13 protein-coding genes are annotated in these 15,576 nt (G+C 74.3%); 4 read left to right on the top strand and 9 right to left on the bottom strand.

Annotation, left to right across the window (positions count from 1 at the left end):
• Positions 1–125: 125 nt before the first annotated feature.
• Positions 126–1,808, top strand: coding sequence for a chitinase (locus tag ACIQGZ_RS06645; protein ID WP_402599718.1), 1,683 nt, complete (start codon positions 126–128; stop codon positions 1,806–1,808).
• Positions 1,809–1,866: 58 nt separating this feature from the next.
• Here the strand turns inward: ACIQGZ_RS06645 and ACIQGZ_RS06640 are convergent, their stop codons facing one another.
• The 6 genes from ACIQGZ_RS06640 to ACIQGZ_RS06615 all read right to left on the bottom strand — a co-directional run bounded on the left by ACIQGZ_RS06640 (position 1,867) and on the right by ACIQGZ_RS06615 (position 8,597).
• Positions 1,867–3,471, bottom strand: a complete 1,605-nt coding sequence (locus tag ACIQGZ_RS06640) for an NlpC/P60 family protein (protein ID WP_402599717.1) — start codon at positions 3,469–3,471, stop codon at positions 1,867–1,869.
• 207 nt (positions 3,472–3,678) lie between these two features.
• Positions 3,679–4,917, bottom strand: coding sequence for a styrene monooxygenase/indole monooxygenase family protein (locus ACIQGZ_RS06635; RefSeq protein ID WP_402599716.1), 1,239 nt, complete (start codon positions 4,915–4,917; stop codon positions 3,679–3,681).
• Positions 4,918–4,998: 81 nt separating this feature from the next.
• The gene (locus tag ACIQGZ_RS06630) at positions 4,999–5,571 is read right to left on the bottom strand and encodes a GTP-binding protein (RefSeq protein ID WP_402600008.1); all 573 of its coding nucleotides are present in this window, start codon (positions 5,569–5,571) and stop codon (positions 4,999–5,001) included.
• Positions 5,572–5,707: 136 nt separating this feature from the next.
• Positions 5,708–6,127 carry a DUF742 domain-containing protein gene (locus ACIQGZ_RS06625; RefSeq protein ID WP_402599715.1) on the bottom strand — a complete coding sequence of 140 codons (420 nt, stop codon included), beginning with the start codon at positions 6,125–6,127 and terminating at the stop codon, positions 5,708–5,710.
• A 20-nt stretch (positions 6,128–6,147) separates the two neighbouring features.
• Complete coding sequence (locus ACIQGZ_RS06620) at positions 6,148–6,588, bottom strand: roadblock/LC7 domain-containing protein (protein ID WP_402599714.1); 441 nt, start codon at positions 6,586–6,588, stop codon at positions 6,148–6,150.
• Positions 6,589–6,617: 29 nt separating this feature from the next.
• Positions 6,618–8,597 carry an ATP-binding protein gene (locus ACIQGZ_RS06615; RefSeq protein ID WP_402599713.1) on the bottom strand — a complete coding sequence of 660 codons (1,980 nt, stop codon included), beginning with the start codon at positions 8,595–8,597 and terminating at the stop codon, positions 6,618–6,620.
• Between the two features lie 555 nt (positions 8,598–9,152).
• Here ACIQGZ_RS06615 and ACIQGZ_RS06610 point away from each other — a divergent pair.
• Together ACIQGZ_RS06610 and ACIQGZ_RS06605 are read left to right on the top strand one after the other, a co-directional pair.
• Positions 9,153–10,397: an anion permease gene (locus tag ACIQGZ_RS06610; protein WP_402599712.1), complete on the top strand. Its 1,245-nt coding sequence runs from the start codon at positions 9,153–9,155 to the stop codon at positions 10,395–10,397.
• A 65-nt stretch (positions 10,398–10,462) separates the two neighbouring features.
• Entirely contained in the window at positions 10,463–10,717 is a 255-nt protein-coding gene (locus tag ACIQGZ_RS06605; RefSeq protein ID WP_402599711.1) for a hypothetical protein, read from the top strand.
• Between the two features lie 16 nt (positions 10,718–10,733).
• Here ACIQGZ_RS06605 and ACIQGZ_RS06600 read toward each other — a convergent pair whose 3' ends face one another.
• From ACIQGZ_RS06600 to xylB, 3 genes are all read right to left on the bottom strand, one after another.
• Positions 10,734–11,189 carry a MarR family winged helix-turn-helix transcriptional regulator gene (locus ACIQGZ_RS06600; RefSeq protein ID WP_402599710.1) on the bottom strand — a complete coding sequence of 152 codons (456 nt, stop codon included), beginning with the start codon at positions 11,187–11,189 and terminating at the stop codon, positions 10,734–10,736.
• 241 nt (positions 11,190–11,430) lie between these two features.
• Positions 11,431–12,612, bottom strand: a complete 1,182-nt coding sequence (locus ACIQGZ_RS06595; RefSeq protein WP_402600007.1) for an ROK family protein — start codon at positions 12,610–12,612, stop codon at positions 11,431–11,433.
• A 128-nt stretch (positions 12,613–12,740) separates the two neighbouring features.
• Positions 12,741–14,174 (bottom strand): xylulokinase, encoded by a 1,434-nt coding sequence (gene xylB, locus ACIQGZ_RS06590; protein ID WP_402599709.1) that lies wholly within the window; start codon positions 14,172–14,174, stop codon positions 12,741–12,743.
• A 97-nt stretch (positions 14,175–14,271) separates the two neighbouring features.
• On the opposite strand from xylB, the gene xylA reads away from it, so the two are divergent.
• The gene (xylA, locus tag ACIQGZ_RS06585) at positions 14,272–15,441 is read left to right on the top strand and encodes a xylose isomerase (RefSeq protein ID WP_402599708.1); all 1,170 of its coding nucleotides are present in this window, start codon (positions 14,272–14,274) and stop codon (positions 15,439–15,441) included.
• Positions 15,442–15,576 lie beyond the last annotated feature (135 nt).

Here is a 15,576-nt window from a genome sequence, read left to right as displayed (position 1 = left end):
TCAGCACATACGTGCGATGCGCATGCCATTGACACCACTGGTCCAGACCTAGTTCAGTGGTCTAGTCCACTGTGGACGCCTCCCCGACACCCCCCTCACCCGTGTCGACCCAGGAGCATCGCATCATGCGTAGACCGCGCCCCCGCCCCCGCTCGTTCCTCGCGGCCGGCACCGCCCTGGCCACCGTCGCCGCGGCGGCCCTCGCCACGACCCTCGGCCTCGCGCCCGCCGCCCAGGCGGGCGAGTTCCTCACCAACGGCGGCTTCGAGAGCGGCAGCCTCTCCGGCTGGAGCTGCGGCACCGACGGCAGCGTCGTCACCGGACACGCCCACGGCGGCGGCTACGCCCTGGCCGGCGCCGCCTCCACCGGCAGCACCGCGCAGTGCACCCAGACCGTGGCGGTGGCCCCCAACACCACCTACACGCTCTCCTCGTACGTCAACGGCGCCTATGTCTACCTCGGCATCGACGGCGGCACCAGCACCTGGACCCCGTCCACCGGCGGGGCGTACAGCAAGCTGTCGGTCGGCTTCACCACCGGCGCGAGCCAGACCAGCGCGACCGTCTTCCTGCACGGCTGGTACGGGCAGGGCACCTACTACGCCGACGACGTGTCGCTGGACGGCCCCGGCGCACCCAACACCCCGCCGACCACACCCCCGACCACACCCCCGACGACGCCGCCCACCAAGCCGCCGACGACGCCCCCCACCACCCCGCCCACCACCCCGCCCACCACCCCGCCCACGACACCGCCGACCACACCCCCCACCACCCCGCCCAGCAGCGGACTGCCCACCCACGCCCTGGTCGGCTATCTGCACGCCAGCTTCGCCAACGGCTCCGGCTACACCCGGATGGCCGACGTCCCCGCCGGCTGGGACGTGATCGACCTGGCCTTCGGTGAGCCGACCTCGCCCACCTCCGGCGACATCCGGTTCAACCGCTGCTCGGTCTCCGAGTGCCCCTCGGTGGAGTCCGACGCCGACTTCAGGGCCGCCATCCAGGCCAAGCGCTCCCAGGGCAAGAAGGTGCTGATCTCCATCGGCGGCGCCAACGGCCAGGTGCAGCTGACCACCACCGCCGCCCGGGACGCCTTCGTCGCCTCGGTGTCGTCGATCATCGACACCTGGGGCCTGGACGGGGTGGACATCGACTTCGAGGGCCACTCGCTCTCGCTCGACACCGGCGACACCGACTTCAAGAACCCGACCACGCCGGTGATCGTCAACCTGATCTCGGCGCTGAAGACCCTCAAGGCGAAGTACGGCTCGGGCTTCGTGCTGACCATGGCGCCGGAGACCTTCTTCGTCCAGCTCGGCTACCAGTACTACGGTTCCGGCCCCTGGGGCGGCCAGGACCCGCGCGCCGGAGCGTATCTGCCGGTGATCTACGCGCTGCGCGGCGACCTGACCCTGCTGCACGTCCAGGACTACAACTCCGGCTCCATCATGGGCCTGGACAACCAGTACCACTCGATGGGCGGCGCCGACTTCCACATCGCCATGACCGACATGCTGCTGGCCGGCTTCCCGGTCGCGGGTGACACCGGCAACCGCTTCCCGGCGCTGGCCCCATCCCAGGTGGCCATCGGGATGCCCGCCAATGTGAACGCGGGCAACGGCTATGTGGCGCCCGCCGAGGTGGACAAGGCGCTGGACTGCCTCACCAGGGGCAGCAACTGCGGCTCGTACGCGCTGCGCGGCGGCACCCACCCGGACCTGCGCGGACTGATGACCTGGTCGGTGAACTGGGACCGCTTCGCCGGCGGGGAGTTCTCCAGGAACTTCCACGGCTACTTCGGCTGACCGACGCCGCACGCCGCCGCCCGGCCACCGCGTCCAGCGGTGACCGGGCGGCGGTGCGTCAGTCCAGCAGCGACAGCAGCGAGGACCCCACCGCCGTCGCGGACCAGCCCTCCGGCGCGGACGCCTCGTCCGAGGCGGCGGCCGACTCCGAGGCCGACAGCGACGCCGACCCGGAGGCGGACGCCGAGGCGGACCCGGTCGCGGTGGCCGAGGCCGAACCGCTGGGCGTCGCCGAACCCGACGGCGAAGCGGACGCGGAGCCGCCCGGCGACGGCGACCCGGTGGCCGAACCGCTGGGGCTCGCCGAGGGACCGGCCGGGGTGGACGGCGCCACCGTGGGCTTGGGCCTGGGCGGCTGCTCGACCGGCTTGGGCGTGGCCGGCCCGGTCGGCTTGGCGGGCCCCAGCGGCCGGGGCTTGCCGCCGTCGATGATGTCGGAGCCCAGGATCGGGGTGGTGGTGTCCGTCCCGCCGGGGATGTCCGGCACCTTCCAGCTGCCGCCGTCGTCGGCCGCCGACGGGTCCGGCCGGACCGCGCCCAGGATCGGCATCGACCCGACCGGCGACACCTTCACGAACGCGCCGGGCCGGGGCGCCTGGACGATCAGGCCGCCGCCTATGTACATCGCCACATGGGTCGCGCCGCTGAAGTAGATCACCAGGTCACCGGGCCGCAGCTGGTTCAGCGGAATGTGCGTCAGCCGGGCCCACTGCTCCTGGCTGGTACGCGGGATGGGCAGCCCGGCGTGCAGCCACGCCTGCGAGGTCAGCCCCGAGCAGTCGAAGACGTCCGGCCCGGCACCGCCCCACACATACGGCTTGCCGACCTGCGCCAGCGCGTACTTCACCGCCCGGCGGCCCACCGCCGAGGGGGCCAGCTGGCCCTTGCCGAGCACACCGGTGGCCAGGAAGGCCAGCTGCGCCTCGTCGGCCTGCTCCTTCTCCAGCTGCTCCAGCTCGGAGCGCTGGGCGCCGGTCAGCGAGGCGACGGTCTTCTCCACCTCGTCCAGCTGGGTGCGCACCTCGTCCCGGGCGCTCTCCTGGGCGGCCGTCAGCTGCTGGACGGCCAGCAGTGCCTCGTCGGCCTTCTTCTTGAGCGCCGCCAGCGCGGCCTGGTCGGCCTTGAGCCCGTCCACCAGGCTCGCCTGGGCGTCACCGGCGCGCTGGAGCGCCTGGCCCCGGTCCAGTGCCTCGTACGGGCTCTTGGAGAGCATCAGCTCGGCGTAGCCGGAGAGCTGGCCGTTGCGGTACTGGGCGCTGGCCAGCTCGGCGGCGAGCGAGGTGCCCTGGTCGACCTGGGTCTGCTTCTGGGCGACCTGGAGGTCGATGTCGACGACGGCGGCCTGGCGCTCGCTCAGCTGCTCGGTCGCCTGGTTGTAGTTCTCGGTGGCCTGCTCGGCCTTGTCGTAGAGCTCGTGCAGCCGGTCCAGCAGCGGCCCCAGGGTGGCCTTGGTGTCGGCCAGCGGATCGGCGCCGGTCACCTTGCCCGCCGCCTTGCCGACCGTCTTGCCGTGCGGCCCGGCCGGTGCCGCGTACGCGAGCTGGGCGGTGGCCGGCACCGCCAGAGCGGCGGCGGCCAGTACGGCGCCGCATCGCAACGCGGCCCGCAGCCACGGCCGCGCCGCGCCCCCTCCCGCACTGCCGGCCTGCTGAGTCACCGCCATCGACACAACCTCCCCTGCTCGGTCCCCGTACCTGCCAGTAGCCAGCGGCAGTGCGATCCTGCCACGGAGGAACCCACCTGCGGCAGGGGGCGCCCCCGCTACGGGTGAATTCTCATCAGTTGCAAAGACAACCGCCCCCGGCCCGAGGTTGTACTCGGACCGGGGGCGGTTTGGGCGAGCGTCAGCCCTGGCGGTCGGCCCTGGCCGTCAGCCCTGGCCGTCGACCGAGGCGAGGAACGCCTCCGCCTTCTCCGGCTCGAAGAACCAGTCCTCGAAGTCGGCGGGGTCGTCGAAGCCGTTGGCGAACCGGTTGGCGACGGGCTGCGCGAGGTCACCGGCGGCGATCAGGCCGAGGACGTGCTCCGGCGGCGGCGCCAGCATGGCGTTGGTCCACTTGGTGACGTGCCGGGCGTGCGCCCAGTAGCCGTCGAAGGTCCGCTGCATGAAGTCCCGGTCGAACGGCCGGTCGCCGTGGGCGGTGATCGCCGCCAGGTAGGAGGCGGCGCACTTGGCGGCGTTGTTGGAGCCCTGCCCGGTGATCGGGTCGTTGGCCACCACCACGTCCGCGACGCCCAGCGCCAGGCCGCCGCTGGGCAGTTCGGCGATCGGGTTGCGCACCACCGGTGCGTACCGGCCGGCCAGCACCCCGCCCGCGTCGGTCAGCTCGACACCGCCCGCCGCGCGCTCGTACTCCCAAGGAGTGAACGTACGCATCAGCTCCAGGGTGAGCCGCAGGTGCTCGGCCGGGTCCTTGATACCGCCGAAGACGTCCAGCGGGCCTCCCGGTATGCCCTCCCAGAAGAGGATGTCGCATCGGCCGGAGTTGGTCAGCGACGGCATCACGAACAGCTCACCCACGCCCGGCACCAGGTTGCAGCGCACCGCCTCGAAGTCGTACTCCGGGCGCGGCCCGAGGCCGTGCACATAGGAGACGGCAAGCGCCCGCTGCGGGCTGTCGTACGGGGAGCGGGCGGCATCGCGGGCGAACATCGACACCAGCTCGCCCTTGCCCGCCGCGACCAGCACCAGGTCGTAGCTGCGGGTGAAGTAGTCGAGGTCGGAGACGGTGACGCCGTGCACCACCACCTGGCCGCCGCGCTTGGCGAACGCCTCCAGCCAGCCCGCCATCTTCACCCGCTGGTCCACCGACTGGGCGTAGGCGTCCAGCCGGCCGACCCAGTTGACGGCCCGCATGCCGCCGGGGCCGGCCACCGAGACACCCAGACCCTCGATGCTCGGGGCCTGGTCCTCCCAGAAGTTGATGCCCAGCTCGCGCTCGTGCTGCAACGCGGTGCCGAACATGCACTGGGTGGACATCACCCGGCCGTCGCGGATCTCGTCGGCGGTGCGGTTGGTCATCACGGTGACGTCATAGCCGTGCGCCTGGAGGCCCAGGGCCAGCTGCAGGCCGGACTGTCCGGCACCGACGATCAGTATCTTGCGCATGGGATGTTCGGCTCCTCGACTCGTCCGGCAGACGGTTCCTGACGCTTCATCAACAAGCACTCCGGGGTCAGGTACAGTCGATCATCCTTGCACTGCCAACGCGTGCACCACCAGGGCCGTCAACACCTCGGCGACCGAACCGCGCACCCGGGCGTCGCAGATCAACACCGGCACCTCGGGCGGCACGGCCAGCGAGTCGCGTACGTCGTCGGGCGTGTAGCGGGGGGCGCCGTCGAACTGGTTGACCGCCACGATGAACGGCAGCCCGCAGCCCTCGAAGTAGTCCAGCGCCGGGAAGCTGTCCGCCAGGCGCCGGGTGTCGGCGAGCACAACCGCGCCTATCGCGCCGCGCACCAGGTCGTCCCACATGAACCAGAACCGCTGCTGGCCCGGGGTACCGAACAGGTAGAGGACCAGGTCGTCTTCCAGGCTGATCCGGCCGAAGTCCATGGCGACGGTGGTGGTGGACTTGGCCGCGGTGTGGGTGAGGTCGTCGATGCCCTCGCTCGCCTGGGTCATCACCGCCTCGGTGGTGAGCGGCATGATCTCGGAGACCGAGGCCACCAGGGTGGTCTTGCCGACGCCGAAGCCACCGGCCACCACGATCTTGGTCGAGATGGCGTGGCCGGTCGGGGTGAGCGGGATGCCCGGCACCCGCCGCGGATCGGCGGTGGGTGCCGCCCCTCCGGCCGGCGCGGCTCCGGCGGACGCGGCCTCGGTGGTGGGGGCCTTGGCCGGAGGCGGGACCGCGGCGGCAGGCAGGCCGGGGACGGGCTGCCCCGCCACGGTCTCAGAGCTTGCGAAGTCCACCCAGCACCCTTTCCAGCAGAGCCCGGCTCGTCGTCGAGCCGGCAGTTCCGTCGCCTCCGTCCAACCCGTCGCCGCCGGGCGCGCCGTGCACCCGGATGCGGCGCTGGTCCGCCAGGTCGCTCACCAGCACCCGGACCACGCCGAGCGGCATCCGCAGCAGCGCCGAGATCTCCGCGATCGAGCGCATATGGCCACGGCACAGCTCGCAGATCGCCTCCAGCTCGGGCAGTCCGCCGCCCTCGGCCGCCGCCGGCCGGTTGAGGGCGGAGACCAGGGTCTCCACCAGGAGCACGTGCCCGAAGCGGGTCCGGCCACCGGTGATCGCGTACGGGCGGACGCGGGATGCCCGCCCCGCGCCTGGGCGCCGTACGGCCCCAGTGCTGTGGTCGCTGCCGCGCACCGACTCACCTTTCGCCGATGTCACCGGGCGGCCATCGCCCGGTGGAGTTCACTGCGGACCTCGGGGGTGAGCGCGTGCCCGGCCCGCTCCACGAGCAGCGCCATCTGGTACGCCACCACGCTGAGGTCGCAGTCGAGCGAGGCGTGCACTCCGAGGCACGACCCGTCGCTGATCGACATGAGGAACAGGTGACCGCCGTCCATGGTCACGATGGTCTGCTTCACCGCTCCGTTGTCCAGCACCCGGGCCGCCCCGGCCCCCAGGCTGACCAGCCCGGACACCACCGCCGCGAGATCCTGGGCCCGCCGCGCCCCCTCGGAGGCCGCCAGCAGCAGCCCGTCCGAGGAGACCACCACGACGTCCTGTAGGCCGCGGACCCCCGAGGCGAAGTCGGAGAGCAGCCATCTCACCTTGTGCGCCTCCTGGCTGATCCCTCCTTCGCCTTGATCGCCACGTGCCATCACGGGAACACCGGCCGCGCCGCCTACCGTCATCTGCTTGCCTCCTCAATCGAGGAACCGCCGACCCCCTGCTCCGTCTCCCCCGCCCGACCGGTGTCCCGCACCGGACGGGCCGGGCCCTGCTCCACCGGGCCGCCCTCCTGGGCCGCCTGGCGCAGCCCGCTCTGGAAGCCACCGAGGCGGCGCCGGAGCTCCTCCGCCGAGGTGGACCCGGTGCGCTCGCCGGCCTCCCGGCGCAGCCCGGACGCCGGCGCCTCGCCGGTGCCGGGCAGGCCGACCGTCCTCGGCACCCGGCGCGGCAGGCCGAGCCGGGTCGTCGGGCTGTCGTCCGACACATCGTCAGGATTATGGCCCACCGGCGGCACCCGCTGCTCCGCTCCGGCCGCTCGGGCGGCCTCCCTGGCGGCCTCCCGGGGCCGGGTCGCGGCCTGCGGCGACGGCTCCCCGGGCGGGGCTGTCGGGGCGGTCGGGGCAGTCGGAGTGGTCGGGGCGGTCGGAGTGGTCGGGGCGGCGTGCCGGGCCGGCCGGTCGGTGGCGCGGCGCGGGCGGCTGTCCTGCTCGGTGGCGGCGGCCGGCGGCGCCGTACGGCCGTGCTCGGCGTCGTCCCGGAGGCCGGCCGGGGCCCGGCCGGGGGTGCCGGGCGGCTGGTCCGGACCGGCGGCGACTGTCTCGGCGGCGGCCTCGCCGGGGATCTCGTCCGGCGCCCCGGCGGCCCGGCGGGCGGGCGGGACGGCGACGGTCCGTCTCGGCAGCGGCGGCGGGGGCTGGTCGGCCGCCGGGGCGGCCGGGGGCCGCTCGGGCTCGGCCGCCGCCGGGGTGACCGGCGGCTCCGGCCGGGCCGACCGCACCGGCAGCGGGGGCACCGCCGGGGTCTGCCCGACGGTGGCCGCCACCCGGGCCGTACGCTCGGCCGCGCGCTGCTCGTCCAGCTCGGCCGCCGACAGGTCGGCCTCCACCACGGCCTCGCGCGGCACCACCACGATGGCGGTGGTGCCGCCGCCTGCGGCGGTCTCCCGCAGCTGCACCCGGACGCCGTGCCTGCGGGCCAGCCGGGAGACGACGAACAGGCCCATGCTCCGGGCGGAGGCGGTCTGCTCGCGCCAGGGGGCCCGGCCGGAGAGCTGCTCGACATCGCCCGCGTCGGGGTTGTCGAGCCGCTCGTTGATCTCGCGGAGCCGGTCCGGCGGGATGCCGATGCCCCGGTCCGCCACCGAGATCATCAGCTCGCCGTTGTCCAGCAGCCAGCCGCCGATCTCCACCTCGTTCTGCGGCGGGGAGAAGGCGGTGGCGTTCTCCAGCAGCTCCGCCACCAGATGGCTGGTGTCGTCCGCCGCGCCGCCGATCAGCCGGACCGGTGGCAGGAACTGGATGCGCACCCGCTCATAGCGCTCGATCTCCGAGACGGCGGCGCGCAGCACATCCAGCAGCGGGACGTTGCGGTTGCCCCGGCGGCTGTTCTCCAGACCGGCCAGCAGCAGCATGTTCTCGCTGTTGCGGCGCATCCGGGTGGCCAGGTGGTCCAGCCGGTAGAGGTTCTCCAGCTGCTCCGGTTCGCCCTCGCGGCCCTCCAGTGTCTCGATCAGGACGAGTTGCCGCTCCACAAGGGTGAGGGTGCGCATCGCCAGGTTGACAAAGGTCGCGTCGACGCTGCCCTGGAGCTCGTCGCGCTCGGCCGCGACCTCGTCCCGCTCGGCGAGCAGCCCGTCGCGTTCGGCGGCCACCGCGTGCAGCTGGGCGCTGAGCGCCTGGAGCTGGGCGTGCCTGGCCTCGCGGTCGCGCAGCAGCTGGTCGCGCTCGGCGCTCAGGGTGCCGTGCTCCCCGGCGAGCCGGTCGCGCTCGGCGGCGACCCGGTCGCGGTCCCGCAGCAGCGGGCGGACCATGGTGCGCCGGACGGTGACCACCAGCCCCCAGGCGGCGGCGACCGCGGCGGCGGCGGTGGCCGTCCCCAGGACGGCGGTGGTCCCGGTCGACGTGCTCGCACATCCCGTGGCAAGCAGGGAAGCGGGCACGCCGACGGCGACCCAGGCGGCGCCACGGGGGCCGCACTGGGCCGCCGGCTCGTCCCCGTTGCGTACGCGTTCTGGTGGGGTGGTCGGCGCCGCGGCGTGCCGCCGCGGCTCCACTCGCCTCGTCCGCACCGGATCTCGCAATCTTGTTCGGTGAACTCGGATGTCCTGCGGCATCGCCCATCTCAACCGGCATATCGGCCATCTACTGCCCGATACCGCCACAGACACCCGAAAGAGTGAATCGCACAACGGCTCGCCTAAACAAGATCAAACTACCTTGACAGTGTGCAGATCATGTGGACGGCGGGCGGCCACCGACGATTCCACCGTCACATGCCCATGTCAATATCGGGACACGCCGGACAGCCCGGACACCCCCTTCGGGACGCCCCTCCGAGACACTCCTCCTGAACACTCCCTGAATGCTCCCTGAACACCCCTTCCGGGCGGCGACCCGGGCACCCGCACCGCGAAGTCGTCGCTCGTTAACCTTCCGTTCACTCACCGCTCCTACGGTCGCCCACGACGACATCGGACTCCGACGATTGTTTGGTTATGGAACACATCACGTTCCTCGTGGCAGTCGTGATCATCACGGCCCTTGCCTTCGACTTCACCAACGGCTTCCATGACACGGCCAACGCCATGGCGACCTCGATCGCCACCGGGGCGCTGCGTCCGAAGGTGGCCGTGACGATCGCGGCGGTGCTCAACCTGACGGGTGCGTTCCTCTCCGTCGAGGTGGCCAGAACCATCTCCGGCGGCATCATCGAGGAGAGCGCCGGAGTCCAACCGCAGATCATCTTCGCCGCCCTGGTCGGCGCGATCCTGTGGAACCTGGCGACCTGGCTGCTGGGGCTGCCCTCCAGCTCCTCCCATGCGCTGTACGGCGGCCTGATCGGCGCCACCCTGGTCGGCGTCGGCACGCACGGCGTGCACTTCGACACCGTCGTCACCAAGATCCTGATCCCGGCCGCCGCCTCCCCGCTGGTGGCCGGACTCGCCTCCTGGGGCGCCACCAGGGCGGCGTACCGGATCACCCGGGGCGGTCGCGGCGAGAGCACCCGCAAGGGCTTCCGTACCGGCCAGATCGCCTCCGCCTCGCTGGTGGCGCTGGCACACGGCACCAATGACGCACAGAAGACCATGGGCGTCATCACCCTGACCCTGGTCTCCGCCGGGGCGCTCGGCGCCGGGGCCAACCCGCCGCTCTGGGTGGTGCTCAGCGCCGGTCTGGCCATCGCGCTCGGCACCTACATGGGCGGCTGGCGGATCATCCGCACCATGGGACGCGGCCTGGCCGACATCGACTCGCCGCAGGGCTTCGCCGCCGAGGCGGCCGCCACCTCGGTGATCCTCACCTCGTCGCACATGGGCTTCGGCCTGTCCACCACCCAGGTCTGCACCGGCGGCATCATGGGCGCCGGTCTCGGCGGGCCCAAGCGGGAGGTCCGCTGGAGCGTCGCCCGCCGGATGGTCCTCACCTGGGGGCTGACCCTGCCCGCCGCCGCCGGGGTCGCCGCGCTGGCCGCCTGGGTCGCGGACCAGGGCGACCTGGGCGTGGCCGCCGTCGGCACCGTGCTGGTCGGCGCCGCCGCGGGGATGTGGCTGTACTCCCGGCGGCAGCCGGTGGACCCCGCCGGTACGGCCCCCGCCGAACCGGACGCCACCACTGAATCGGACATCGCCGTCGAACCGAACGCCGTCGAACCGGAGGCCGTCGAGCCCGCCGCGGCCGGAACCGCACCGCTGCCCACCACCACGCCCGCGCCGCTGGGTCCGACCGGCATCGCCGCCTGACTCGCCGGACCACAGGAACTCGCCGGACCGCAGGAACTCGCCGGACCGCAGGAAAGGAAACACCCGTGCACATCAAATGGGGCGCGCTCGCCGGCACCGCAGGTGTCAGCTTCGGCATCACCGTCGCGGTGGTCGCGGCGTTCGCGCTGGGCGTGCTGGCCCTCTCCCGCCGCGAGGCCGCCCGGGAGGCGGCTGCGGGGGCTCCCGCCGGGGCCCCCTCGGGCGGGGGCGGCGGGCCGGCGCTGGGCGCGGCCGTCGTCTGCTTCGGCGCCTGCGCGGCGGCCGTGGGCTACGGGCTGTACCTGATCGCGCTGACCTGAGCGCGGCGGGCGCCGGTCAGCCGTACTCGATCAGGTCGTTGAAGCGGTGCAGCAGCCCGGCGAACCGGGCCACGTCCGCCGCGTCCCAGGTCTCCAGCATGGTCCGCAGGCTGCCCATCCGGGCGTCGCGGGCGCTGACGTAGCGGCGGGCGCCCTCGTCGGTCAGCGAGACCAGCGAGACCCTGCCGTCCAGCGGGTCGGACTCCCGGCGGACCAGGCCCAGCCCCTCCAGCGCCTTGATCTGCCGGCTGACGGTGGCCTTGCCGACGCCGAAGTGCAGCCCGATGTCGGTGAGGCGCACCTTGTCCAGGCCCTCGATGTACGCCAGCAGCGGATAGGCGCTGCCCTCCAGCTCCGGGTGGACCTCGCGGGCCATCTCGGCGGCCCTGGCTCGGGCGCGCCGGAACAGCAGGGCCAGCTCGTGCTCCACCGAGCGGAAGGCGTCCTCCGCCACTCCGTCGCGCGCGTCCACGCTGCCTCGCCTCCGGTCGTCCTGCGGCCGATGTCGGCCCAAGTATCCACTGCTCGCGGCTCCGCGCGGGCCCCGGGTCGCGCAGGTCGGAGGCCCGGCCCACGCCGTACCGCCGGACGGCGGGATCACCGCCGCGCGGCGCGCGGAGCGTGGAGGCAGCGCGCGGCGGACCGGCCCGGACACCCCCGCGCCCGGACACCCCCGCGCCCGGACACCGCCGCCCCCGCGCTCGGCCCCCGGCTCAGCGGGCGGCGAACCGGCCGGGGTCCTCGACGATCGCGCGTACGACACCGGTCGCCGCACCCAGCAGCGGGCCCCGGCGCCCCAGCGAGGAGACCGCCAGCCACTCCGGCGACCAGGGCCGCACGGTGACCCGGGCGGCCAGTTCGCGGTGCATGCCCGGCAGCAGCCACTCGCCCAGCTCGGCGTAGCCGCCGCCGAGTATCACCGCCGCCGGGTCGATCAGGTTGACCGCCCCGGCGACCGCCGTGCCCAGCGCGGTGCCGGCCCGCTCCAGGGCGGCCAGCACCGCCCGGTCCCCGGCGGCGGCGCGCTCGGTGAGCAGCCCGACCCAGTCCCCGCCGACGGCGGCCGTCCCGGCGGCCCGGCGCACCGCCCGCTCGCCCGCGTACTGCTCCAGGCAGCCCCGGGCGCCGCACGGGCAGGGCGGCCCTTCCGGCTCGACGGGGACGTGGCCCAGCTCGCCCGCGAAGCCCCGGGCGCCCCGGAAGAGGCGCCCGGCGACGATCAGCGCGGCGCCGATACCGGCCTCCGCCGAGATGTGGACGAAGTCCTCGGCACCGTCGTGCCCGCCGAGCCACAGCTCGGCCAGGCCGCCCAGGTTGGCCTCGTTGTCGACCTCGGCGGGCAGCGCGGCCAGCTCCGGGGCGCCGACCGCCCGCAGCTGGGAGCGGAGCACCGCGATCACCGGGAGCCCGCTCCAGCCCAGGTTGGCGGCGCGCTGCACCAGCCCGGCCTGCACGCCGACCAGGCCGGGGACGGCCAGGCCCAGCCCGGCCGGGTGCAGCTCGGGCGCGACCTCGGCCGCCACGGTGCGCAGCAGCGCGGCGAGGTCGGCCAGGGTCTCGGCGGCGGGCCGGGTGCGGTTGTCGGCGGCGACCCGCCGCCAGGCCCGTACCTCCCCGCGCAGGTCCACCGCGCAGGCGGCCAGGTGCTCCACGCCGACCTCGGCCCCCAGCCCGGCGGGGCCCTGCGGGTTGAGGGTGAGGGCGGTGCCGGGGCGGCCCACCCGGCCGCTGGGGGCGGGGCCCAGCTCGGCGAGGAGTCCGCTGCCGATCAGCTCCTCGACCAGCGAGGAGACGGCGGCGCGGGTGAGTCCGCTGGCGGCGGCGACGTCCGCGCGGGAGAGCGGGCCCGCAGCGGCGACCTCGCGCAGCACCAGGGCGAGGTTCTGCCGCCGCATGCCCTGTTGGGAGGCGGGGGCGGTCCGGTGGGGCGGCCCGCCGGTGGCGGTCGGCTCGCGCACGTGTGCCTCGTTCCTCTCGTCAGGATCAGCGGTCCCGGGGTGGATCAGGCGGTGTCCCGGGCGGCTCAGCCGTTCCGGTCGGGCTGCTCGAAGAGGCTCCGGGCCCTGAGCAGGGTATCCGCGAGCCGGGCGAGGGCTTCCTCGTCCCTGGGCAGCGGGTCCAGCAGCGGTCCGTCGGCGGTGCCCCAGCGGCGGGCCACCTCGGCGGGCTGCTCGCCGGTGAGCAGCCCGGTGGCCTGCGCGGCGGCGCCCAGCGCGACCAGTTCGGCGGCGCGGGGCAGCTGGACGGCCCGGCCGGAGAGCCTGCGTACGGTGTCCTGCCAGGCGGTGCCGCGCGCGCCGCCGCCGATCAGCAGGATCGGTGCGTCGGTGGCGGCCTCGCCGCCGTGCCGCAGCACGTCGTCCAGCGCGGTGAGCAGCGCGTGGGCGGCGCCGTCGTAGGCGGCCTGGAGCAGCTGGCCGGGGGTGGTGTCATGGCGCAGGCCGTGCAGCAGCCCGGAGGCGTACGGCAGGTCGGGGGTGCGCTCGCCGTCCAGGAAGGGCAGCATGACGGCGGTGCCGCCGGGCTCGACGGCGGCGCGGTCGCGGCCGAGCAGGGCGGCGATCCGGTCGACGGCCAGGGTGCAGTTCAGGGTGCAGGCGAGCGGCAGCCAGCCGCCGGAGGCGTCGGCGAAGCCGGCCACGGTGCCGCTCTCGTCGGCGGGGCGGCCCCGGGTGACGGCGTAGGCGGTGCCGGAGGTGCCCAGGCTGACCACGGGCCGGCCGGGCTCCAGGCCGAGGCCGAGTGCGGCGGCCATGTTGTCGCCGGTGCCGGCGGCGACCGGGATGCCGGCGGGCAGCGGTGAGCCGGACCGTACGGCGCCGGCGGCGTGGCCGGGTTCGACGACCTCGGGGAGCCGGTCGGTGTCCAGGCCGACCAGGTCGAGGATCTGCTTGTCGTAGCCGTGCTCGCCCCACCAGCCGGTGCCGGAGGCGTCGCCCCGGTCGGTGGTGGCGGCGCCGGTGAGGCGGCCGGTGAGGTAGTCGTGCGGCAGCTGGACGGCGGCGGCGCGGGCGGCGGCCTCGGGGTGGTGCTCGCGCAGCCAGGCCCACTTGGCGACGGTGAAGGCGGCGGTGGGGACGGAGCCGGTGCGCCGGGCCCACTCGGCGCGGCCGAGCCGCTCGGTGAGGGCGGCGGCCTGCGGGGCGGAGCGGGTGTCGTTCCAGAGCATCGCGGGGTGCACCGGGCGGCCCTGGTCGTCCAGGGCGACCAGGCCGTGCTGCTGGCCGCCGACCGCGACGGCGGCGGCCCGGTCGGCGTAGCCGGTGGCGGCGACGGCGGCGGTGAACGCCTGCCACCACTGCTCGGGGTCGCTCTCCCGGGCACCGCCGGTGCCGGTCACGATGTGCGGGGCGCGGCCCTCGGCCAGCACCTCGCCGGTGTCGGGGTCGACGGCCACGGCCTTGGTGGCCTGGGTGGAGCTGTCCACTCCGATGACGACCCGCTGGTTCGCGTTCATTCCCGCTCCTTCTGCGGCTCCGGCGCCGTGGGGGCTTCCGTATGGCGCCGCCGCATACTAATTTGTTTTCTGGCCTGACGAATAGAGGAGCAGCACCATGAGCATCACCCCGACCCCTGCGGACAAGTTCACCTTCGGCCTCTGGACGGTCGGCTGGCAGGGCCGCGACCCGTTCGGCGAGGCCACCCGGCCCGCGCTGGACCCGGTGGAGTCCGTCAACCGGCTCGCCGAGCTGGGCGCGTACGGCGTGACCTTCCACGACGACGACCTGATCCCGTTCGGCTCGTCCGACAGCGAGCGCGAGGCCATCGTCAAGCGGTTCCGCCAGGCGCTGGACACCGCCGGCCTCAAGGTGCCGATGGCGACCACCAACCTGTTCACCCACCCGGTCTTCAAGGACGGCGCGTTCACCGCCAACGACCGCGACGTGCGCCGCTACGCGCTGCGCAAGACCATCCGCAACATCGACCTGGCGGTGGAGCTCGGCGCCACCACCTACGTCGCCTGGGGCGGCCGCGAGGGCGCGGAGTCCGGCGCCGCCAAGGACGTGCGGGTCGCGCTGGACCGCATGAAGGAAGCCTTCGACGTGCTGGGCGACTACGTGGTCTCGCAGGGCTACGACCTGCGCTTCGCCATCGAGCCCAAGCCCAACGAGCCGCGCGGCGACATCCTGCTCCCGACCATCGGCCACGCGCTGGCCTTCATCAACTCCCTGGAGCACGCCGACCGCGTCGGCGTGAACCCGGAGACCGGCCACGAGCAGATGGCCGGGCTGAACTTCCCGCACGGCATCGCCCAGGCGCTCTGGCACGGCAAGCTGTTCCACATCGACCTCAACGGCCAGTCGGGCATCAAGTACGACCAGGACCTGCGGTTCGGTGCGGGCGACCTGCGCCAGGCGTTCTGGCTGGTCGACCTGCTGGAGTCGGCCGGGTACGAGGGCCCGCGCCACTTCGACTTCAAGCCGCCGCGCACCGAGGACTTCGACGGCGTCTGGGCCTCGGCCGCCGGCTGCATGCGCAACTACCTGATCCTCAAGGAGAAGGCCACCGCCTTCCGCGCCGACCCGGCCGTCCAGGAGGCGCTGCGCGCCGCCCGGCTCGACGAGCTGGCGCAGTCCACCCTGGCCGCCGGCGAGAGCGTCGCCGACCTGGTGGCCGACCGCTCCGCGTACGAGGACTTCGACGTGGACGCGGCCGCCGCCCGGGGCATGGCCTTCGAGCAGCTCGACCAGCTGGCCATGGACTACCTGCTGGGCGTGCGCTGACCCGCCGCGGGGGGGCCCCCGCGGGGGGGGGGGGGGCCGCCCCGCCCCCCCCCCCCGGCGCGGGGCCCCCCCGGGGGACCGGCGTGGCGCGCGCCCGCCCCCCCCACGCCGCACACCACCCCCCAGACACCCCCC

Source organism: Streptomyces sp. NPDC092296, from assembly GCF_044755465.1.
Lineage (GTDB): Bacteria > Actinomycetota > Actinomycetes > Streptomycetales > Streptomycetaceae > Peterkaempfera.
This window is presented reverse-complemented; position numbering and strand designations above follow the sequence as displayed.